Genomic DNA, 22378 nt, shown 5'->3' on the forward strand with positions numbered 1-22378 from the left:
AGTAATTATCCGCAATTTTCAGCCATGAAATGGAATTTATCAAGGCTATTTTTGAAATAATTTTATATTTATTACTACATAAAAGTTATTTCACGCTTATATAAAACCAGCTTGTCACTTAAAAATTATGGCTCCTTTTTAACCCTCCGCCATGAAAATATCCTTTTTTAGGGTTCCTGAATCCACCGTCCGAACTCTGACCATCTGCTCGTCGCCCGCAAATCCGTTCATTGCCGTGCAATGACTTCTTTCTGAATCATCGATTGCAATTCACACACCATAATCCTGGTAAGTGATCCAATACATTGCCTAAAAAAATGTGGTAAATTCACTACATCTTTAACAATAGCCATAATAAACACTTAACCAGTGTCAATCTGGTTACCGGAGCAATACCGGGCAACTATCTGGATGCAACATGAATGAAATGAACCCTGGCAATTTGTTGGAAACCATCCAGCAACGCCTTGAAGACCTGAACAAGTCCGAACGCAAAGTAGCAGAGGTCATACTGCGCGATCCTAAGGCTGCCACACGCTACAGCATCGCGGCACTCGCCCGGGCATCTCATGTCAGTGAACCGACCGTCAATCGATTCTGTCGCAACTTTGCCGCCAGCGGATTCCCAGACTTCAAGATTCGTCTGGCCCAGAGCCTTGCCAGCGGCACGCCTTATGTCAGTCAAAATGTAGAAGCGGACGATACCGTCCAGGAATTCACCGACAAGATATTCCTGACCACCATTGCCGCACTGGATAAAGCCCGCCAATCTATTGATACCCGTGCAATATCACAGGCCATAGACTATCTGATCCAGGCGAAGCAGATTTCTTTCCTGGGTATGGGAGGCTCCGCCCCGGTGGCTATTGATGCCCAACACAAGTTCTTTCGCTTCAATATACCGGTTACCGCCTACGATGATTTTCTTATGCAACGCATGGTGGCGGCAGCTGCCAATACCGGCGATGCGATAGTGGCCATATCCTACACCGGGCGTACCCGTGAAATGGTCGAAGTGGCACGAATCGCAAGGGAACGAGGAGCTTCAGTCATCGGCATCACCGCTCCAGACTCACCACTATCCAAAGAATGTACCGTCGCAATTGAAGTCACCGCACCTGAAGACACTGACGTCTATATGCCCATGACCTCCCGCATCATCCATCTGGCGGTCATAGATATCCTGGCTACCGGTGTGACTCTTAAGAGAGGCACAGACTTCCATGATCATCTCAAACGCATCAAAGACAGCCTGAAACCTACCAGATTCCCCAGCGAAATCTGATTCTGGCCGATATCCGCTCTCAGACTAGGGAGCGGATTCTTAAGCTGTTTTATCTACTACACCCACTACGCCCCCACTCCCCCCATTTCCTCCCCCCTAAAAAGTTACCCCTCGGAGGATGTAACAAATCTTTTCATTGTCGAGTATGAGGCTATCCAATTTGCGATTTTGTCCTTCTGGCAAAACGTACAAATCGGGCACTGCGTTACTGCAAGAGAACTCAAGTTCTTAACTCATAAAAAGGTAATGCAGTACTTAACCTAGATAACAGTAATAAGAGCAGGAAGAAGACAATGAGACACAATAACAACAAATGTGTGTTCAGGATCGCGCCTATGGCAACCGCATTGGCTGCTGTAATGGCGATGAATGCCGGTGCTGTGGAATGGCATGGCTATGCTCGCTCAGGGATTGGAATGAGTGATGACGGTGATCAACAGTGTGTTGATGTTAAAACCGTGGGCCGCTTGGGAAATGAATGCGAAACTTATGCAGAGCTCGGACTGGCACAGGAAGTTTACAATCGCGACGGTAAAACTTTTAAAGTTGAAACCATGCTGGCCTATAAAACTGACCAGACCGGTGATTATGAATCACTGGCCGCTGGCGATGATTCCGGCGATATCGCTCTGCGCCAGATGAATGTTCAGGCTAAGGGACTCCTCGGCTTTGCTCCAGAAGCCACCCTGTGGGCCGGTAAACGTTACTATCAAAGACATGATATTCACCACATTGACTTCTATTACTGGGACATTTCCGGCCCAGGTGCTGGTATTGAAGGCATCGATGCTGGCCCAGGCAAGGTCTCTATCGCATGGACCAACGGTTACAGCAACCAGAACACCCTGGACCTCCGCTATGCAGGTCTACCTGTTGGTAGCAGCACCCTTGAGCTGGGTCTGGACGTGGCAAAACCTGAGCTGACAGATGCCGAAAAAGATGCCGGTTCCAAAGACGACATTTCTGCTCTGTTTACCGGCGAGCTTTCCACTCCTGTGATGAGCGGCTTCAACAAGGTGGTTTTCCAATATGGTCATGAAGGCTTTGGTCAGCCAATGCGTGATTTTGGATCCGGTAACTGGCTTGGCGGTCTGGACCAGGGCGGCAAAGGCTATCGCCTGATCGACTGGGGCGTAATCAAACCATCCAGCCAAATCGAACTTGGCTACTCGGCCATTTATGCCAACTTCGAAGACGACACCCTAAAGGACGACCGTTCTTTCTGGAGCGTTTCAGCAAGGCCTATGTATAAGTGGACTGACCACACCAGAACCATTCTGGAAGTTGGTTATTTTGATGCAGACGATGATGGCGCAGAAACCCAGCTGTCCAAAATCACACTGGCACAAGCCTGGTCCGCAGGCCCCAGCTACTGGGCACGTCCTGAAATCCGTATTTTCGTAAGCTCAATCAGCAACGATTCGAGTGACGCCAGCGGAAAAGATACCAGCGGTATCTTCAATGGCGGCGAAGACAGCGTTATCAACTTTGGTGTACAAGCAGAAGCCTGGTGGTAAGCTAGCAGGCTAATGTATGAACAGCCCCCGTTCTTCGGGGGCTTGTTGTTTCCAGCATAATAAAAAGGTCGAGAAGATAAGCATGAAACACAGTTTCGTTTTGGCACTGATATGCCTGCTGGGAGTGACCGGATGTCAATCCGGGTGGAAAAAGTCTCCTATTATGATGGCAAATGCATCCCTACCAATTGGTGCCGCTAACAAGGCATTGGATGATGCTCCAATATGTTGCGATCAATATTCTGATATAGCCTACCAAGCATTACCCATTGAAGAGACGAAAGTTGTTGAATTTAATTCGGCTTCACAGTCCTATCAGTTTGACTCAGGAAAGAGCTTTGTTACTGCTTTTATCATCCCCGAGAGTAACCGCCCTATTGACATCGAAATCAGCAGTATTGCTGCTGAGGACAGGGTATTTTCGCCCACGGTAACCTTGCTGGATAGCAACTTCCAGGAAGTCCGGAAAGCAGATAAAGAATTCGTTTATAAAAGCGCCGATCTGGTCAACGGTGAAAGACTGGAAGCAACCATCTCTTCAGTCGGTGGATTTAAGGATGAAAAGTACCTCCTGATTTATACAACCGATCAACAGCGTATGAATACCACCACCATGATTCACCCGGCCAAACAGTTTGCCCTGGCCACTAACCGTGTCCCGCCTGAAATTGATGACCCCGTGGCACAACACTCGGCGATGGGATTGATATCCATCTATGCCAAATATGTTGGTAAAGCGACTCCTTCGGCGAACACCACAGTCAAAGTCCCGGAATCTGCCAACATATCGGTAGAAGAGCAGACCAACGAGCTGATCAAGCAGGCAGTTACTGACGGCAATATTGAAGAAGCCATGCGTCTTGTGGATGATGCAGAGGCCAATGGTTCAAAAACAGCCAGAACTGTCTTTATAGACGCCGTTAAGAACCAGAAATAAAAAAAGCGGCCCTTGAGGCCGCTTTTTTGAAAGTAGGAAGACTTTTAAAACAAGACTTTAGTTAGATGATTCCACATATACCAAGGGAACTTCACCACTTACATCCAGATAGAAGTTATAGGTGCCGGTCTCAGGCGGCGTAAACTTGAAGTTCTCAAATACTGATGAACAATTCGCTTTGGACTTCTTACCAAACTCCAACACCTGATCTTCTGCCTGGCTCAAATACCCACAGTTGGTACCAGAGGTCCAGCCAGCATCACCAAACTTCATTTCATAAGGTTGACCATCGGCGGTCAATTCAGCGCTGGCCATATAGACATCACTGCTGACCCGCTTGACCTTGTACTCATCCAAGGCATCCCACCAGGCAAACTGGCCACGCAGATAAACACTTTGGCTCAAATCACGCTTGCCGGTTGTGGCACATCCGGTGAATATCAAAGTGGCAGCCAATGCCGACACCATCAAATGCTTCTTCATTGTTATTCTCCTGTTAAAGACACTTGCTTATGTCTCAATAGTTCCCCAGGAAGTAAAAGAATACATCCTCTCCCATCTATCATTCAGGGGCGTAGAAGGAGGGTGGAATTTGCCTGGCGAACTTCAGTTTCATCATGGCTCAAGCTTAACGATCACATTGAGATCAGAAGGCACAAACAGGTCATCTTCAAGATTAAGTGTCTGACCGGCGAACACCATGCCAGGATCATCCGCTTCTGGGTCATCATCACGATAACAAGTATAGGCTACGGTATATTCCGTTTTAGGAATTGACCAAAATCTCGCAAAGTATGCATCATAAGGAGTTTTCAGGTCAGGGTCTTTACTTTGTGAGTAGTGTACCGGCGCCGTCATAATCGGGGCAGTGTCTGCAGAGGAATCCACATCATCAGGGATAACATCCTTTCCTGAAAACAGGTAAACCGTACCAGCATATTCTGAAGGATCTAGCTCACACTGATCAGCAATAATTTCAGGCGCTACTTCCACCGACAGAAGATTTGCCTCTTTAATAGCCGCGGCACGAAGAACAGGTCTCAGGTAATAGTTCCCACTGGCCTCAACCACTGATTTACGCAAGTCAAAATCAACAATAAATCCAGCAGCATTATCCTGCACCACATTAAAGGTCTCATTCACTATCAGCCCTGATTCGCTGCCACTGGGAATAGTTAACGGATGTGTTTCGCCACTACTAAGCTTGATATAGGAACTATCGTTAACCTTAAATCGAAACCAAGAGTACTCACCCTCCGGAATACGCTCGAACAAGAGTCGTTCTGGAACGCCCTCTTGAGTGATTTTGATCAGATCAACGCTTTTTGGTTCATCGAAATCGAAGTTGATCGAGCGGCCCGAGGCAGGTTTCAATTCCACACCGGTATACTGGATCACAACTTCTGCAGCATAGTCGACAGGGGCATCCGTCACTTCCAGCAAAAAGCGACCTTTGCCGTCAGTATTTTTTGTTGCCTTTTCCGCCTCACCACTACCGCAACCCGTGAGCATAAATGCTGCTGCCAGAGGTAGGAGAAAGTGAATAATCTTCATGATATCAGCCTGTACTTGTCCAAATACCTGAAATAAACGAGGCAATGTACCATGAGAATAAAAAAGAATCAGTGAGATACAGCCCAAATCATCAGCGCCTGCGTATCAACCGGAGGCTGCAGCAGCGATAATACAGACCTTCAGCTAATTAGTGTGGAACAGGCCTCAAGGCTTTTTAGGATTTTACATGGAAAATACAACCGCCACGGTTCTATTGGTCGAAGACCACAGGCCATTGGCAGAAACGGTCATTTTGTACCTGGAGAACGCCGGTTACACGGTAGATTATGCCGCTGATGGGCTGACTGCGCTGCACCTGGGTTCGGTAAACCGTTACGATGCCTTGATCCTGGATATCATGTTACCGGGAATCGATGGATTTGAAATATGCCACAGGCTACGGGAGGATGCCGGCATCGCCACACCGATACTGATGCTGACTGCCCGAGATCAATTGGATGACAAACTACGAGGCTTTCGGGAAGGTGCCGATGACTATCTGGTCAAGCCTTTCGACCTGCCGGAGTTGGAAGCCAGATTGAAGGCGCTGATCCGGCGTCAACGCGGGGAACTCGACGAACGAATTCTGCAGGTTGGACCGCTACAGCTCAACACCCGAACCATGACAGCGGTTAGAGAAGGCCAAAACATTCGCCTGACACCGACAGGTTACAAGATTCTCAAAATTCTAATGCGGGAAAGCCCTAATCTGGTTCCCAGGGAGGCGCTGGAACATGAACTTTGGGGCGATATGATTCCGGATAGCGACACACTGCGCAGCCACCTGTATCAACTTCGCAAGTCCGTGGACAAGCCGTTTTCCAGCCCGCTGATTCATACCTTGCAAGGGCTTGGGGTTAAATTGGTAGCCCAGAGCACAGAGAGCACAGAGAGCACAGAGAGCACAGATAAAAACGCAGACTAATTCGATATCCTACTGGCGCCCGACAATCCTGGCGTCAGGAAATCGAATACTGATTGAAGTCCCCTGTCCCACGATGCTGTGAGCATCAAGCTGCCATCCAAAACGATGACACAAGCGTTGAACGATGGTTAAACCCAATCCATGACCCTGGTTATTTGCAGCTCCACGGAAGAACGGCTGGAAGGCCTTGCGCATGAGCTCCTCATCCATGCCTGGCCCATTGTCTGTCACCGTCACGGAATTCTCACTGATCTTAATCCTGACACTTTCCCTGGGGGATTCCGAGGTAGTGCCATGGACAATGGCATTGCGTATAAGGTTGGTCATTAGAATTGTCAGCACCTTGCTGGAAGCCGCAATCTCCAAAAGGCTGCTCTGTTCAAAGGCAATCAGATCCTCAGCCGTTCCCATGGCCCTTTGGGTTTGAGAGATAATCGTGGGCAGAAGATCGTTCAATAGAATAGGCGACACCTCCAACAAGGTATCCTCCTCCCGAGCCAATAATAGAAGCGTCTCAATCAGCTCTTCCATGTCCTGGACAGTCTTCCGCATACGCTGCATGACACTTCTGCCCTGGTCGGAAAATGTTTCTGCCTGATCCAGGACATCCATGGACCCTTTCAGAACAGCCAGAGGAGTCCTCAGTTCATGAGAGGCATCACGGGTAAAGGTACGCTCCCGCTCAATAAATGAGTGAAGCCTCGCGGCAAAGTGTTCGATCGATGTCGCCAGAGCATCAATATCGGTATCAATACTGTGAAATGGCTTCAGATCGGCGGCAAGTGTTTCACTGTCCGGAATCCGGGTCCCCTCGACGACTTTCGCCAACTGAACCACTGGCGATATCACCCTTTGCGACTGACGGAATGTGAACCAGGAAGCGAGGTAGATCAGGATCAATACAACCGTCAGCGGCGCGACACCAAAATATAGCGCTAGCCGGGAAACCTGCTCTTCTTTAAAGATAAGATAGAGTCGCTCACTGTCACGCTCCGACACCAGTACCAAAGGTGTGTTTCCTTTAAATGGATGCCTGCCGAATCCGGGCTCAAGGGAACTCAGCTCTTCAGGCAAAGCATCCAGCCGGGATATTTTCGCCCGGTAACCCCTCATGTTTTTGGTGTTGGGAAGTGGATAATCCCCATTTTTCTCCACTAGTTGCCAGTAGTGCTCCGCTTCACCGGTCAGCGCCTCCTTCACCAGAATATCCTCGGCAATTTTGTAGGCGGCAAATACTCCCAGTGCCGTTGCCAGGCTGACCAGAGTGGCCTGCACCGCAAAAACTCTGATCAACCGGGATTGAATACCCCTGCGCGGGGATTGATTCGCCATATACAAAATCCGTTATTCGCCGCTAAGTTCTGTCAGTTAGGCTGACTCATTTGTCGGTTGGACAGAGGCATTCTGCCGATTGAACAGATAATGGCATACCATCCATTCCCTGCCCTCTTTGTAGCCAAACAGCTCCGCACATGCCATAAAGAACATCCGCCAACGCTGCACCCACATTTCCGCCTGTTCGCTGCCATAAGTATCAGTAAAAACCTTTAAAACCTCTAACCGGTTGTTATCCATATTTTCCAGCCAGGCTTCTGCTGTTTTCTGGTAGTGGGTACCAGGCAGATACCATTGTTTTTCCAGATGCACATGCTCTTGAAAATGACGAAAAGTATCTGCTGAAGGCATTTGTCCTCCGGTAAAGAAATACCGCCCCATCCAATTTTTTTCTCCTTCCGTCTCAAAAGGATAGAGTAATTGGCGATGGCAGAAGATATGAACAAACAGTTTGCCGTCATCCTTCAGCCAACCCGAAATATGCTCGAAGAGCTCACGGTAGTTACGTACATGCTCAAACATTTCAACCGATACAACTCGGTCAAAACGCTGGTCAAGAGTCAGTTGATTAACATCACAGGTAATCACCCGGAGATTATCAATCTGACGCTGCCTGGCCTGCTCTTCAATAAACTGACGTTGACTATGTGAATTGGAGACAGCCGTAATACTGGCTCCGGGATATTGCTCAGCCATCCAGAGGCTCAGGGAACCCCAGCCGCAACCTAGCTCCAATATGGATTGTCCATCTTCAAGTTCAGCACGCTCGCAATATAACCTGAGCATCGCCCGCTCGGCATCAGTCAGGCAGGTAACGTCTTCACTCCAGTAACAGCTGCTGTACTTCAGATAGTCGCCGAGCACCAACTGATAGAAAGCGGCAGGAACCTCATAGTGCTGTTGATTGGCGGCCTGAGTTTCTATGGCAATGGGGCTGGCACGCAGATTGTCCAAGCGTTTCTGAAAGGAGACACCGCCGCTATTTCTGACAGCTTTGGATTCATCACGTAAACGTTCCTGGCATAGCCTCCTGATCCCGAACCGAATCAGCGAATCCGGCACCCAGCCCCTTTCTGCCCATTGAATCATATTCATCTCGGTTCTCCTCACTTATGACGAAGTTAACTTATACGGCTATACCGGCTATACCGGCTATACCGGCTATAAAAGACGGATAGCCTGTTGATGTCGATTCCACCCTCAATCAAGTCTTCGGTTTCCAGGGAATAAACATGGAGGTGGTTTGCTGATAATGGCGATAGGCTTCTCCCCGGCGGCTCAATGCCTGCTGCTCAGAAAACGGAATTCCCGTGACAAAATAGAGAAAAATAAACATCACCAAAGGTGCCGCCCATAGCCAGCCACCGCCATAGGACGCAATACCAAGTAGCGGATAACAAAACCAGTGGCACCATTCGAAAAAGTAATTGGGGTGACGGCTGTAACGCCACAATCCCTGCCGACACACCTGCTGCTGATTGGATGGGTTGCGCTTGAAGTCAAGAAGCTGCGCATCCGCAACAGATTCTCCCCACCAGGAAACCACCACCACAAGCAAGGCGGCTGAGACACACCAGAGCGGGGGCCATCGGCCGGCGGCTAACAGCCATGCCGGCAGAGTAAATATCCAAACCCAACTTGCTTGCATCAGGTAAAAGCCAAGAAAGACAACTGACGATTTCTTTCCGGCCCACTGTCGCATCCGTGCATAGCGCCCATCCTCTTCTTCGCTCTCCAACAGTCTGATCGTCAAATGTAGGCCAAGACGTCCAAACCAAAGCAGATATATGGCTCCAGTGAGTAATCTCAGGCTCAAATCACCCTTACCGACGGTCACATAGAAAACAGCCACTGCCGCAACACAAAAAGCCCAGAGGACATCCACCCATCCGGCATCCTGCTGCCGTTCCTGTATCCACCACCCAGCCACGAACAGAGGCAGAATCAGAAAAAGACTTAGAATCAGGGAGGACGTATCCATATTCGCTATGCTCCGAGTCTCGCCAGAAAAACCGGCCAGATCAGTCGTTCAACCATTGTTCGCGACGGTTATCCGGTTTCACCAGCGTCATCTGAACATTGCTGATCGCTCGCTCCCGAAAGCCCCCTTCGCAGTAACTCAGATAAAACCGCCACATCCGGATAAAGCGCTCATCAAAGCCCTGAGCACGCACCTCATTCAGACGAGCATTAAATCGACTGTGCCATTCCTGCAGGGTCCTGGCATAACTGGGGCCGATATCCTCCAGATTAAAAAGTCGCAGACCACAAGCCGCCGCACTGGAAGTCAGTACGCTGACACAGGGAATAAAACTGCCGGGAAATATATATCGTTTGATAAAATCCACGGTCCGCAGTGCCTGCTGATAGCGGCGGTCTTCAATCGTAATCGCCTGAATCAGAGCCATGCCTTCCGGCTTGAGCAATTGATTGATCTTGTTGAAATAACCATTGAGATAGTGGTGTCCCACCGCTTCCACCATTTCGATGGAGACTACCTTGTCGTAGCCGCCAGTAAGATCCCGATAATCTTCTTTTAGCACAGTGACCCTGTCCCCTACCCCCCCTGCCTGTACGCGCTCCTGGGCCGCTTTATATTGTTCCGCAGATATGGTGGTTGTGGTCACCCGACACCCGTAATGTCGGGCAGCATAGATAGCCATTCCCCCCCAGCCGGTACCAATCTCCAATAGATGATCCTCAGGCTTGAGATCGAGCTTGCGACAGATACGATCCAACTTGGACATGGAAGCTTCCTCTAATGTCTCCTTTCCCGTCACATACATCGCAGAGGAATACATGAGATTGCTGTCCAGAAACAGTTGGAAAAACTCATTTCCAAGATCGTAGTGGGCCGCAATATTCTTTCGCGACCCGGACTTTGTATTGCGATTAAACTCATGCCAGATTTTCGCCAAGGCCCCCGCCAGTTTTGCGAGGCCTCCTTCCATGGCATCCAACTGCGACCGGTTCCGAAGTAACAACTGCACCAACCTTGTCAGATTATCGGCCTCCCAATCACCATCCATAAAAGCTTCCGCCGCGCCAATACTGCCGCCCGTTAGCAACCGGCGATACGCTCCTGGATGATGAATCAGGATTTCTGCCTTTAAGCCATCCCGGGATGGCTGACCGAGGTAGAAAGTCTCCGAACCTTCCCTGATGACCAATTCACCACCAGCCAATGTGGTGCAAAGGCGCAGAAATAGTTTCCTGCCCCAGGTCTCAATCGTCTCAGTACCTTTGATTGATGTCTCAAGCAACATTACACACCTCCGTTCATTGTTCTATTCTGGTGACGCCCGCCATTTGTTGATGAGCAGCCTGGGGAAACATCGTTAGGGGAGCTTGTCCCCTGTTTGGCGGGATGGGTATGAAAAGGAACTTTTTTACGCCATAACCTGAATGCCTGCCAGTAAATCCCCCCCAATACCCGGAGACACATCAACGGGTAACCAAAGCTGGCCCTCAGCGCTTGCGAAGCATCCAGTCGCTGCTTATCAAGGCCAAGACTGGCATCGAATATCACTTCCTGCTGTCGACTCAACTTCATATGCACGTAGACTTTTTCCCTGTGCAGCCGGAAGCGCCAGTGATAACGCATGTCCATGGGCATAAAGGGTGAGACATGAAAGGATTTATCAAAATCAAAGCGGCAGTATTGCCAGTCGTCCGCACCCGGCTCCAGACTGACAATTCGTGGATCTTCTGCCGAGTCAGGCTGAACAACAGAAAGAACGGGAAGAACATAGGCGTGTCGCTCATTCCACGGAGTGTTGTTTATCTCCGCAACAATGGCATATAAACGCTCGTCGTCATCAAAGCAAAAATAGAAAACCACAGGGTTAAAGCAGAATCCCCATTGACGGAGATGACCCAGCATAACGACCCGTCCCGGCTGCGGTCTCACATTTACCTTCTCCAAACGTTGATATACCGCTTGCTTCAGATCCGGAACCTGAGGATCCAGATAGTCGGACCGCCTGAACCATGTCAGGTTTCTTCTGCCACCTGACCAGAATGGCAGGCTATCGATCTTCTTCACTTCGTCGAGATCCAGCCATACCATGCTCAGGCGATACTGAAAAACATGTTCGCGCGGACTATGCCGACGATGCCGCACAATACCCTGACACAGTGCGCTATGTTTGAATGAGGCGCTATTTCGGAACATCTGACTAAGCCGCCACATTAGCCTGCCCCTGCCCGATCATGGTCACAACATCAAGGGCACTGCGTACTCCATCCTCATGGAAGCCCCATCCCCAGTACGCACCACAATAAAAGGTGTGATTAGCCCCATTGATCTCTGCCCTTCGTTCTTGGGCACGTAGCGAGGCGTGGGTGTATACCGGGTGATGATAGGTTCGTTCCGCCCAGATCTTTGAAGGATCAATTTTCCCTTCGCCGTCCAACTCCCCGTTTAATGTGACGATTAAAGGCTTATCGACGGGTAGCTGCTGCAGCAGATTCATCCAGTAACTGACATTGCACCGATGCTTGGATGAGGCGGGAATTCGTGCGTTCCAACTGGCCCAGGCTCCTCTGTTGGAGGGCATCTGCCGAATATCAGAATGTAGGACCACCTGATTTTCCTGATAAGGAATTGCCCCCAGAATCGACTTCTCTGCAATGGAGGGATCATCCAAAATTGCTAACGCCTGATCGCTATGGCAGGCAAATACCACGGCATCAAAATGCTCCACGCCATATCGCTCTGTTCTGAGCGTCACCCCGGCGGCGGTCCGATTCACAGACTGAACCGGGCAATAGGTCCGTACTTGACCAGGGAAATGTTGAAGAAGGGCAGATACGTATCGGGCCGATCCGCCTTTGACTGTCTTCCACTGAGGGCGGCCGCTCAATTGCAACATTCGATGGTTGTGCATGAACGACACAAAATAATGCAGTGGAAAGTCCTCGATCATTTCAGCAGAGGCCGACCAAAGTGCACAGGCCATAGGAAATATGTGGTTCTCGATAAATACCCGGCTGTATTTCTGCTGCCGCAGGTACCTCCCGAGAGTCACATCCCTGTCCCCCTCTTCAAGCATCACCGGGGCTTCCCGATAAAACCGTAGTAAATCCCATAGCATTCGATAAAAGCTGGGATTCACCAGATTACGGCGTTGGGCAAACAGGCGTTCCAATCCTTCTGCACCATATTCCATTCCGGTCCTTTCATTGACAGCACTGAAGCTCATATTGCTGTCCTGCCATGACACATCCAGGGACCGGAGCATCTCAGTGAAATGAGGATAGTTCTGCTCGTTAAACACGATAAAGCCAGAGTCCACCGACACAGTCTGTTCATCAATCTGAAGCGTATGCGTATCGGTGTGCCCTCCGATATACCCGTTTGCTTCAAATAGTGTCACGTCATGCGCAGAGGAAGGTTTTCCTGTCCCTCCGTTAAACCCCGCTGCTCTATCAAGCCCAGCATCTCTAGAGAGATAATAAGCAGCGGTGAGGCCAGAGATGCCACCTCCGATAATCGCGACTTTCATGACAGCACCTCCCCTGGCACTAATCTTCCGGATACCAGTTTTCCAGATGCCAGCTTTCCAGATACCAGCTTTCCAGATACCGGCTCTTCAGACATTAGCTCTCCAGAAACCAGCTCCCCAGACGCTATCCCCGCAGATTCCCTCTGTTGGTGGGACCACTTTTTACGCTCCGGCACAGGACGCAAGTCCCAGATCAATCCACACCACTGCATCACTTTCAGCAGATAGAAACTGATATCGATTTCCCACCAGAAAAAACCCTGTCGTACAGACCCTGAATAGTGATGATGATTGTTATGCCAGCCCTCACCCAGTGTGATCAGCGCCAGCCAAAAATTGTTGCGGGAATCATCGGAAGTCTTGTACCGGCGGGAGCCATAACGATGGGCGAAAGAATTAATGGAGAGGGTGGCATGGATTAATACCACCGTGGAAATACAGTATCCCCACACGAACATTTGCAGACCGCTGGTTTCCAAATCGGGATAGGCATGGCCCAGATATTCACCAGCCAACCAGAGTGAGGTACCGAGCACAACAGGAACGACAAGATCGAATCTATCCAGCCATCTAAGCTCCGGAAATTGGGCGAAATCCTTAATGAGATTTTCTTGGGTTCTAAAATATTGACGCCCTAGAAACCAACCACAATGACTCCTCCAAAATCCATGGCGTGGAGTATGTGGATCCTCCAAGGTATCGGAAGTCCGATGGTGATAGCGGTGATGTGCGGCCCACCACAATGGCCCTCGCTGGGTTGCCGAAGCCCCGAGTACAGCAAATATAAACTGCAGGCTGCGACTGGTTTTGAAGGATTTGTGGGAAAAATAGCGGTGGTAGAAAGCGGTGATAGCAAACATCCGAACCACATAAAGAGCTATCGCCGTACCAATAGCAACAGCACTCCAGCCAATCCAAAACACTGCAAGACAGGCAATGTGGAGCGAGATAAACGGCCATACTCGCAACCAGTCTATAGAGTGCTGCCGACGGTCGACTTTGCTGGACATACCAACCTTTACTGAGACTTCATTGCCGTCAGATCTGTTTTCCTGCACTACCAGGGCTTCGTTTGACCGCTGAACTCTTTGCTTCATTAGTTTCCGTCACTTGATACCAAAGAACATTTCACTGAATGCTAAAAAGCCGAACGTGAAAAATACGTGAAGAAATTGATTTATTTTCTTCACACAGCTTTCACTCCACCATCCCTATGCTGTCGATCAACGGTCTTACAAGGCTCAGACGAAGATGCATAGATATCAGCAGCCAATAAAGTTACTTACCTCCACATTTTTTATAAGCTTGACCCTACTCAGCGGGTGCATCAGTTCTCCCAGTGAGCCAGCTTACGATCAATACCTTGCACTGGCGCCCGCCGGAACCTTTCAGTCACTCGACTCTGAACCTCGCCTTGCTGGCTTCATGCAGCTATTCGGTTCCATGCAGAGCGATCACATCGCCTTGCGGCTCGACAAAGTGTATGCGCCAAAGCTCTACTTCAACGACACCTTCCATGTCATAACCGACAGGAACCAGCTACAAAAATATCTTTTGAACCTGGCAGAGAATTCTGACACGTCCGTGACATTCCTGGATGCCACCTCACATGGAGATGATGTGTGGCTCCGCTGGCAGATGCGTACAAGGTTTAAGGTTCTGTGGAAAAGTCTCGATATTACGTCTATCGGTTTGACTCACTTACGCTTTGACCAACATGGCCAGATCACCTTGCATCAGGATTACTGGGATAGCACAGAAGGCTTTTACGCCCATTTGCCTGTTATTGGATCCCCTATCAGAGCTATTCGTTCTCAATTAGGGCCGGAGAACGAATACTGAAATAAGGTATGAGGTGGAGGCATGTTCAGAAAGATTCATATGACCTTCTACATCGTCATGATTCATCTGCTGTCCTACCCGACTTTCACTGCAGCACAATCGAGTCAGATGGCTGAGACTTTCGACCTGCAAGAGTGTGCCGACTTACAAGAGCGAACCGACATACAAGAATTTGCCAACGTACAAAAGATAGGCCGAACTGAACTTCAGCGTTGTGGAGTGGCTGACTTGAAGGCCTATGGAATCTTCACTGTGGGCGAAAGTGCGTTATATCGGCGTAACTGCGAACAAACCTGGTCATTCCCCCCTGACGAAACCCTTTACATGGAATTTCGGTATTATCGGGAAATTCCGGCCAAGGCCTTTCGCGAAAGTGCCAACCGGATATTGCAGCGCAACATAGATTTGAAAGCTTCCGAAAAAGCACTCCTGAAAGAGTTTCACAAGGCATACCGATCCGTGAACGACGGCGATGTTTATGTCATCAGTTTCAATCGAAACACAGGGCTGAAGCTCGACCTGAACGGTCAGCCACTTGCCACCCTCGACGATATATATCTTGCACGAAACTACTTTTCTATCTGGCTTGGTCGCTCTCCATTTGACGAAAATGTCAAACGTCAGCTGCTCGGTCAAAAATGAATAGTGTCCTTCCATCCTGCGAACCGGTTATACGGCCTGCAACATTCAACTGATTGGCTATACTCAAATAAACCAGATACTGAAATACTGTATCAGTTATTTACTCCCTGGCTACGACCGTCTTGCCTGCCGGAAACCTTATGCTTAACTCATGCACGAATAGAATTATCAGCCTTGGCCGACTGGCGCTTTTGCTTCTGGCAATTTTCACCCGGCCAGCCTGGTCAGAAGAATTGCTTGTATTGACTTGGGAAGACTATATCGACCCTGAGTTGGTCACACAGTTTGAAGAGCAGACCAACTCAAATATCCGCTTTCTTTATTATGAAGATGACGATGAGAGAGATTTCATACTTGCGAATACAGAGGGCAGCGGGTTTGACCTGATTGTATTTGACGAAACCATGTCCGGCCCATATTCCGACCACGGCTGGCTACTTCGGTATCCTCGCGATGAACTGCCTAACCTGAAATATGTGAGAATGCCGCTGACAGACTCTCCTTTGGAGAAGGAAATCACGTCTGTCCCTTACAGCTGGGGAAGCATCGGCATCCTGTACCGGAAAGACAAGATCCCGTCCGCTCCCACCTCCTGGATGGATTTCTTCCGACCGGAGGAATCACTGCGTAATCGGATCCTGGTGATCAATACAGCCTCAACCACTTTTCGGATGGCGCTAAAGGCTCTTGGATACTCGATTCACAGTGAAAACCCCGAACATATTGCCCAGGCCCGAAACCTGATGCTGGAGCAGCGCCCATATGTGCGAGCTTATCGCAATATTCTGTTTGGTGAGGATTCAGAGATTCTGGCCGGCGAAGCCTGGATGGCCATGGCCTATAACGGAGATGCCATGACGATCATGGAAAACCATCCTGAGCTGAATTTTGTCATCCCTCGGGAGGGCAGTATTTTGTGGACAGACTCTATCGCCATATTGAACAGTTCATCTCACAAACCCCTGGCGAAACGATTTATCGATTTTATGAACAATCCTGAAAACAACGCGCAGAATGCGGAATATATTCAATACGCCACCCCTAACACGGCGGCAATGAGTATTTTGCCCAAGGAGTTTATGGACAACCCCATCATCAACCCGCCAAGGTCGGCCGGGCTCGAAGTGGACAAGATTCCAAGCAGCGACACAATGCGCGATATGATCAAGTACTTCATGGAACTTAATCCTTAAACGATGTTGCAGCTTAGAACCAAAGTTACCCTTCTGCTATTGCCCATCGTTGTTGTGCCCATGATTCTCATCGGCATTCACTTCTATGATCGGCAGGCTGACGACCTGTTGCGGGAGATAGACTTACGTATCCAGGAAGAAATGAAGCTGGCCAGCGAGAGGGTTCACAACCGTATATCCATCGCCCAGGGAAATATCGGCCTGATTACTCACAGCCATTTGATACGTCAGTACTTCAACCTGGAAAGCTCCAGTCAGCGATTTTACCTCTACTATCGGCCGCTTCTTGAGCTGTTTCGCTCCTATCAACGGGTATTCCCGGAATACGTCTCGATTCAGATGTATGACCAGGAGGGCACCGAACAGGTTCGTGTGGATGCCGATAATCCAACAACCAGACTGACTCTTCCCGTCCCCAGGTTGATCAGTGACTATCTGGAAAACGGAGCCAAGGACCTGACGGTCATCATCCCCCCAAGGGACAATCAGCCAAGCCCCTATCTGGTGGTGCTTAAAGCCGTCTCGGCACAGACGTTTACAGACTGGAACACAGACATCCGGTTCGAAAGTGCGGGCTATGTGGTTCTGGTTGCCCGCCTTGATGATTTGATTGCGCAAACAGAGAAAGCGCGTATCGGTCAGTCCGGCAAGCTCTACATGGTATCTGGAGAAGGGGAACGATATGCCACAGGAATTCGTCAGGATGAATCCCTGGCTCCAATTTTACAGGCAGCCCTGACACTCGGCCCCACAGCCACGGCTATCAATGTGGGCGGGAACAGCTATCTCGCAGGCAATACACAGGTCATGGATAATCTGCACATCGCCGCTATCTGGCCCATGGCGGAGCTCAGAGAGAGTGCCATCGATATCGCCCGGCAAATATCCTGGCTGACGCTGGTCATTACATCCGCCATTATTGTCCTGCTGATGATCGTGGTGCACAGCCTGCTGATAAAACCCATCGCCTCTCTGACAGATTTCACCCGCTCCATGAGCCGCTCCCGGATGGAAGTGGGAGAAAAGGAACACCTTCAATACCGACACATGCTGGCCCGCAAAGACGAATTCGGCGAACTTGCACAGGCATTCCGGGAACTTGATGGAAATCTACGCGCTTCGAACCTGAAGCTCAGTTACATCGCTTACCACGACAACCTTACAGGACTGGCAAACCGCCACACGTTCGGTGTGTTCCTGCAGAAAACCATCTCCGCAGCCAAACGTCACGATTACAAGGTCGCCTTGCTCTATATCGACATTGATGGTTTTAAACAGGTCAATGACACATTGGGGCATGAAGCGGGAGACAAAATATTACGGGAGATTGCCGATCGTCTTAACAGCGTACTGCGTGGAGAAGACATCGTGGCAGACTTTGCGAGCTACTCGCAACATATCACCTCAACCAAAGTATCACGCATTGGCGGCGACGAGTTTGCCATTGTGATTAATCACCTACAGCAGTCAAAACATGCCGGAACCATTGCTGAACGCTTGATTACCACCATGCAACCTCCTTTTTACCTGGGTAAGGACAACTTTCAGCTCGGAGCTTCCATAGGTATCAGTCTCTATCCTAACAACGGTTCAGATGCCCAGGAGCTTCTCAAGTGTGCAGACATCGCGATGTATCAGTCCAAGCGCAAAGGGCGCAATCGCTATGAGTTCTATGACAAGAGCATTGATGAGGAGGCATTCCGCAAGCATAAACTGACCCAGGACCTGAGACTGGGCATCCAGACCCATCGGCTGGAACTTCACTATCAACCGCAGATTCGCATTAAAGACGAACAGACCGTCGGCTACGAAGCTCTGCTAAGGTGGCATCATCCCGAGGAGGGATTTATCTCCCCTTCCGAATTTATTCCACTGGCGGAAGAATCCGGCCTGATCAGTCAGGTTGGAGAATATGTCGTCCAGGAAGTCTGTCGCCAATACCGGGAGTGGCTTGACCAGGGAGTAGCGCCTCGACGAATTGCCGTGAACGTTTCTCCATTCCAGTTCTCAGAGAATTGTACGATGGCGGAGTTTATCTCCCGAACTTTAAATGAATATGATCTTCCTGGAAATATTCTGGAACTGGAGATCACGGAAACCGCCATCATGCAGTCTAACCGGATTCAGATGGCCCAGCTGGAAGCCCTGAAAGATCTTGGATTGAGCATATCCATGGACGATTTCGGTACAGGTTACTCCTCCCTTGCTTCCCTCAGGGATTTACCCATCGATCAACTCAAGATCGATAAATCCTTCGTACAGCGCATAGAAAATGATCCTCAGGGCCAGGGCATTATCAAAGCAATTATCGCCATGGCCAGGGAATTGAAAATCGAAGTTGTGGCTGAGGGCGTGGAGACCAAAGAGCAACTATTTTTCCTGAAACAACACGCATGCGGCGTTGTGCAAGGCTATTATTTCAGCAGACCTCTTAATGCTGATGCCACCTTCACTTACCTGACTCACCAAAACTCCCTATCCGACCGCATAGGCTAGGGTCTGTTGACGTTTCGCCATCAGACCCTAGAGCTAAAACCTAACTTTTGTTAGATTACATCCCGCTTTTCTACCTTCCAGGGTCAGTTGACGACCAGGGTGAACATGAATTTCACACGGAATGTCGGCACACCCTGGAAGACTCTTCCATCGGGAACACTGTTTAAAGTTAAACTGGATTACGTATGTTAATTGCAATTGCCGCCGTTGTGGTTGGTTTGGTTATTCTGGTCTGGAGTGCAGATCGTTTTGTAGACGGAGCTGCTGCAACAGCGAAACACCTGGGTATGTCATCCCTGCTTATCGGCATGGTGATTGTGGGCTTTGGAACCTCCGCCCCAGAAATCGTTGTGTCTGTACTGGCTTCTTCCCAGGGAAATCCCGGTCTGGCCCTCGGTAATGCATTGGGTTCGAACATTACCAATATCGCATTAATCCTGGGTGTGACAGCCGTCATCAGCCCAATCGTGGTTCAATCAAACATTATTCGCAAGGAACTCCCTCTCCTGATAGCCATCAGCGCCCTTACCGTGCTTCTACTGGTCGACGGTGAAATTACCCGTAATGACGGCATCGTGCTCCTGGTAGTTTTCCTCGCCGTCATGGGATGGAGTATCTACACCGGCATGAAAGGCGGCGATGATATTCTCGCGGGAGAAATGGAGCAGGAACTTAGCCAGGAACACATGAGCCTCAAACTGGCACTCTTCTGGTTGATATTCGGTCTGCTGCTTCTGGTGGCAAGCTCTAGATTGTTGGTATGGGGAGCCGTGGATATCGCAACCAGCCTGGGAATTTCAGATCTCATCATCGGTCTGACTATTGTTGCTATTGGCACGTCATTACCGGAGCTTGCCTCTTCCATCGCCGCCACCCGCAAGGGAGAGCACGATCTCGCCATCGGCAATGTGATCGGTTCCAATATGTTCAATACCCTCACTGTTATTGGTATCGCCGGGGTGATTCACCCACTGGGCGTCGACACGGATGTGCTATACCGAGATTTACCTGTCATGGGTGTGTTGACGCTGCTGTTACTGGTATTCAGCCACGGTTTTGGCAAACAGGGCCGTATCAGCCGTAAGGAAGGTGTTGCACTGCTGCTCGCGTATAGTGGTTATACACTCTGGTTGGTGCAGTCGGCGATGCAACAGGCCATACATCATACCGTTTAGACGATTCTCGTCTCATTTTACTCTCATTAAAGATCAGAGGCTCTTTCACAGGAGTAGTCAAGACAGGATCTCTTCCGCCACTGAGGCGGAAGAGTTAGTCTCAACCATTCATTAATCATTCTCCTGAAAGAATTTTGCCATTTATGGCTAACGCTCAAATTTCAGGGACAATCTGCAACATCCGTTTTCAGCTCCCTTCCAGAAATTTCACATATCTGAGTTCTGCCGCTAAAAAAAATTATTTGGCATGACTTCTCGACCAATTTACGGCAATAATCTCTAAAGGCTTGAATTTAAAGCACTCTGCCTCCATCTAAGGCGATATAGTTACATTAAGATGCTTCCATATTAATTTTTTTTATCTTCAATTGAGGATGATTTCTGGAAAAATGTGGAAAGTCGGACAATTATTATCCTGAACATCATCTGAAAAAGCCGCTATCTCGTAACGGTAGATAGCGTTCAATCTAAGTGGCTTCTACGTGGTTTGTTACTGGATTGATCACTGGTATTGGTCAGAAAAGGTGAAACTGCTGCCATGGGAATAACAGTATTTAAAGATAGCAACGACAGCTCACGCACCTATCTTCGTATCACCAGAGCCATTAACGGCCGCGAACAACAGCGTTATGTTCGGGTCGATGGGCCATCCAAGGCGGCGATGAAACGCGCCATGAAAGAGGCAAAGGAAATTGACCAGCGCCTACAGCAATGGCAAACAGCAGTGCGTGAACTCATCGCGCTTAGTGGCGATAATCTGATACACGAAGATGGCACAGTCGTTGGACTGCAACTGCAAACCCGTCATCGGGAAGGCCGCAAGCCGGCAACCGAATTCAAAATACGGGTCAAGCTGCCGGACCGTAAGCCCCTGTTTAAATCAGTCTCTGTTGATAAACACGGGTTTGATGAAGCTTACGAACTTGCTATAACAAGGATTTGTGAGCTACGCGGACTGTCTGATCAGTCTGAGGCATTCGACAAACTGTTGCAGTGTGAAGATGCCTATCTGGATAAGTATGACGTTCCGACACATTTGTTGGAAGAAGTCAGCAAATCCGGGAAAGCCCGCAAGAAAACCAAAGACGAAAAAGGTTGGATTGGTCAGCTCACGGGCTTTCTGAGGAGTAGATAGGTAACGGCAATGGCGACGGTGCAGGCTCCATATCGCGGCCGGGCCGCTTGATGTTTTGTGCCTGGAAGAGAGCTTCTGTGCGGATCACAATATCCGACTGAAATGCTTTTTCGAAATGCACATCAAATACGTATGCCTTTGCCCTCAACCTGATAGCAAGGCGGTCTGACAGTGGATGTTCGGACACCGTGAACGCCACCGGCTTTTTCAAGTAGATATAGCGGCTGGTAATCAGGACTTCATGCACCAGATCCTGAGCCAGCTTCAGATCCGCATCCAGAGCCAGATAGAAATCCGTCACCACCATCATATCCATGGCTCCGGCATTCCCTGAAGACACCACTTCGGTAATAAACCGGGAGTTGGGAATGGTCACGGTATTGTCATCCAGGGTGGTAATTCTCACCGAACGCAGACCGATACTAACGATTTCGCCGTAGACATCTCCGAAACTGACTCGATCCCCGACTTGAAATGGGCGGTCAAACAGCAGCATCAACCCGGCGATCAGGGAGGCAGCCACATCCTTCAGGGCAAAACCTACCGCCACAACCGCACTTCCTCCCAGGGCCAGCATCAATTCATGAGGAGGCTGTAGTATCCCCACAATCAGGGCATACAACCCTCCCAGATACCAGATAAAGCTGAATAAGGTGACGGTCTGCAGTATGACAAAGCGATGACCGGGCAGTGACTCCATCAGTTTTTGCGCTAAATGGCGAACCAGACGGTTTACCACCCAAAGAAACAGTGCCCCCAGCAAAAACAAAGTGAGTTTGGCGGGGTCCAGCACGGTCCCCAGGATTTCAAGTTGATCTACCGCCTTGCTATCCAT

20 protein-coding genes are annotated in these 22378 nt (G+C 49.5%); 10 read left to right on the forward strand and 10 right to left on the reverse strand.

The genetic code is table 11. From position 1 onward, the window contains the following. Positions 1–418 precede the first annotated feature (418 nt). From BTA51_RS02695 to BTA51_RS02705, 3 genes are all read left to right on the forward strand, one after another. On the forward strand, positions 419–1285 hold the full coding sequence (locus tag BTA51_RS02695; protein ID WP_094705843.1) for a MurR/RpiR family transcriptional regulator: 867 nt from the start codon (positions 419–421) through the stop codon (positions 1283–1285). Positions 1286–1578: 293 nt separating this feature from the next. Next, the gene (locus BTA51_RS02700; protein WP_256385695.1) at positions 1579–2802 is read left to right on the forward strand and encodes a maltoporin; all 1224 of its coding nucleotides are present in this window, start codon (positions 1579–1581) and stop codon (positions 2800–2802) included. A gap of 82 nt (positions 2803–2884) precedes the next feature. Next, complete coding sequence (locus tag BTA51_RS02705) at positions 2885–3739, forward strand: MalM family protein (protein WP_168188026.1); 855 nt, start codon at positions 2885–2887, stop codon at positions 3737–3739. Positions 3740–3796: 57 nt separating this feature from the next. On the opposite strand, the gene BTA51_RS02710 is transcribed toward BTA51_RS02705, so the two are convergent. After that, a complete protein-coding gene (locus BTA51_RS02710) occupies positions 3797–4222 on the reverse strand; it encodes a hypothetical protein (RefSeq protein WP_094705845.1) in 426 nt (141 codons plus the stop codon). A gap of 132 nt (positions 4223–4354) precedes the next feature. After that, positions 4355–5293 carry a DUF4382 domain-containing protein gene (locus BTA51_RS02715; protein ID WP_141215515.1) on the reverse strand — a complete coding sequence of 313 codons (939 nt, stop codon included), beginning with the start codon at positions 5291–5293 and terminating at the stop codon, positions 4355–4357. 187 nt (positions 5294–5480) lie between these two features. Between BTA51_RS02715 and BTA51_RS02720 the strand changes: the two genes are divergently transcribed. Continuing rightward, positions 5481–6218 carry a response regulator transcription factor gene (locus tag BTA51_RS02720; protein WP_094705847.1) on the forward strand — a complete coding sequence of 246 codons (738 nt, stop codon included), beginning with the start codon at positions 5481–5483 and terminating at the stop codon, positions 6216–6218. A gap of 9 nt (positions 6219–6227) precedes the next feature. Here BTA51_RS02720 and BTA51_RS02725 read toward each other — a convergent pair whose 3' ends face one another. The 7 genes from BTA51_RS02725 to BTA51_RS02755 form a co-directional block, all read right to left on the reverse strand. Beyond that, positions 6228–7550, reverse strand: a complete 1323-nt coding sequence (locus BTA51_RS02725) for a HAMP domain-containing sensor histidine kinase (protein ID WP_094705848.1) — start codon at positions 7548–7550, stop codon at positions 6228–6230. Positions 7551–7586: 36 nt separating this feature from the next. After that, entirely contained in the window at positions 7587–8648 is a 1062-nt protein-coding gene (locus tag BTA51_RS02730; protein ID WP_094705849.1) for a cyclopropane-fatty-acyl-phospholipid synthase family protein, read from the reverse strand. 109 nt (positions 8649–8757) lie between these two features. Beyond that, positions 8758–9534 carry a DUF1295 domain-containing protein gene (locus tag BTA51_RS02735; RefSeq protein WP_094705850.1) on the reverse strand — a complete coding sequence of 259 codons (777 nt, stop codon included), beginning with the start codon at positions 9532–9534 and terminating at the stop codon, positions 8758–8760. 40 nt (positions 9535–9574) lie between these two features. After that, positions 9575–10819, reverse strand: coding sequence for a cyclopropane-fatty-acyl-phospholipid synthase family protein (locus tag BTA51_RS02740; RefSeq protein WP_094705851.1), 1245 nt, complete (start codon positions 10817–10819; stop codon positions 9575–9577). Then, the gene (locus BTA51_RS02745; RefSeq protein ID WP_094705852.1) at positions 10819–11745 is read right to left on the reverse strand and encodes a DUF1365 domain-containing protein; all 927 of its coding nucleotides are present in this window, start codon (positions 11743–11745) and stop codon (positions 10819–10821) included. The genes BTA51_RS02740 and BTA51_RS02745 overlap by 1 nt, the downstream gene beginning before the upstream one ends. Further along, positions 11732–13060 carry an NAD(P)/FAD-dependent oxidoreductase gene (locus BTA51_RS02750; RefSeq protein WP_094705853.1) on the reverse strand — a complete coding sequence of 443 codons (1329 nt, stop codon included), beginning with the start codon at positions 13058–13060 and terminating at the stop codon, positions 11732–11734. Before BTA51_RS02750 ends, BTA51_RS02745 begins: the two co-directional genes overlap by 14 nt. Next, positions 13057–14157: an acyl-CoA desaturase gene (locus tag BTA51_RS02755; RefSeq protein WP_246840890.1), complete on the reverse strand. Its 1101-nt coding sequence runs from the start codon at positions 14155–14157 to the stop codon at positions 13057–13059. Before BTA51_RS02755 ends, BTA51_RS02750 begins: the two co-directional genes overlap by 4 nt. A gap of 328 nt (positions 14158–14485) precedes the next feature. Between BTA51_RS02755 and BTA51_RS02760 the strand changes: the two genes are divergently transcribed. The 6 genes from BTA51_RS02760 to BTA51_RS02785 all read left to right on the forward strand — a co-directional run bounded on the left by BTA51_RS02760 (position 14486) and on the right by BTA51_RS02785 (position 21543). After that, positions 14486–14902 (forward strand): nuclear transport factor 2 family protein, encoded by a 417-nt coding sequence (locus BTA51_RS02760; protein ID WP_246840891.1) that lies wholly within the window; start codon positions 14486–14488, stop codon positions 14900–14902. Positions 14903–14923: 21 nt separating this feature from the next. Continuing rightward, on the forward strand, positions 14924–15544 hold the full coding sequence (locus BTA51_RS02765; RefSeq protein WP_094705855.1) for a chalcone isomerase family protein: 621 nt from the start codon (positions 14924–14926) through the stop codon (positions 15542–15544). Between the two features lie 140 nt (positions 15545–15684). Then, positions 15685–16737, forward strand: a complete 1053-nt coding sequence (locus tag BTA51_RS02770; protein WP_246840892.1) for a spermidine/putrescine ABC transporter substrate-binding protein — start codon at positions 15685–15687, stop codon at positions 16735–16737. A gap of 3 nt (positions 16738–16740) precedes the next feature. Further along, entirely contained in the window at positions 16741–19233 is a 2493-nt protein-coding gene (locus BTA51_RS02775; protein ID WP_094705857.1) for an EAL domain-containing protein, read from the forward strand. A gap of 185 nt (positions 19234–19418) precedes the next feature. Next, positions 19419–20408 carry a calcium/sodium antiporter gene (locus tag BTA51_RS02780; protein WP_094705858.1) on the forward strand — a complete coding sequence of 330 codons (990 nt, stop codon included), beginning with the start codon at positions 19419–19421 and terminating at the stop codon, positions 20406–20408. A gap of 538 nt (positions 20409–20946) precedes the next feature. Continuing rightward, complete coding sequence (locus tag BTA51_RS02785; protein WP_246840893.1) at positions 20947–21543, forward strand: hypothetical protein; 597 nt, start codon at positions 20947–20949, stop codon at positions 21541–21543. On the opposite strand, the gene BTA51_RS02790 is transcribed toward BTA51_RS02785, so the two are convergent. Beyond that, complete coding sequence (locus tag BTA51_RS02790) at positions 21518–22378, reverse strand: mechanosensitive ion channel family protein (protein WP_094705860.1); 861 nt, start codon at positions 22376–22378, stop codon at positions 21518–21520. The genes BTA51_RS02785 and BTA51_RS02790 overlap by 26 nt on opposite strands.

Origin of the sequence: Hahella sp. CCB-MM4, from assembly GCF_002260525.1 — a bacterium.
Classification (GTDB): domain Bacteria; phylum Pseudomonadota; class Gammaproteobacteria; order Pseudomonadales; family Oleiphilaceae; genus Hahella.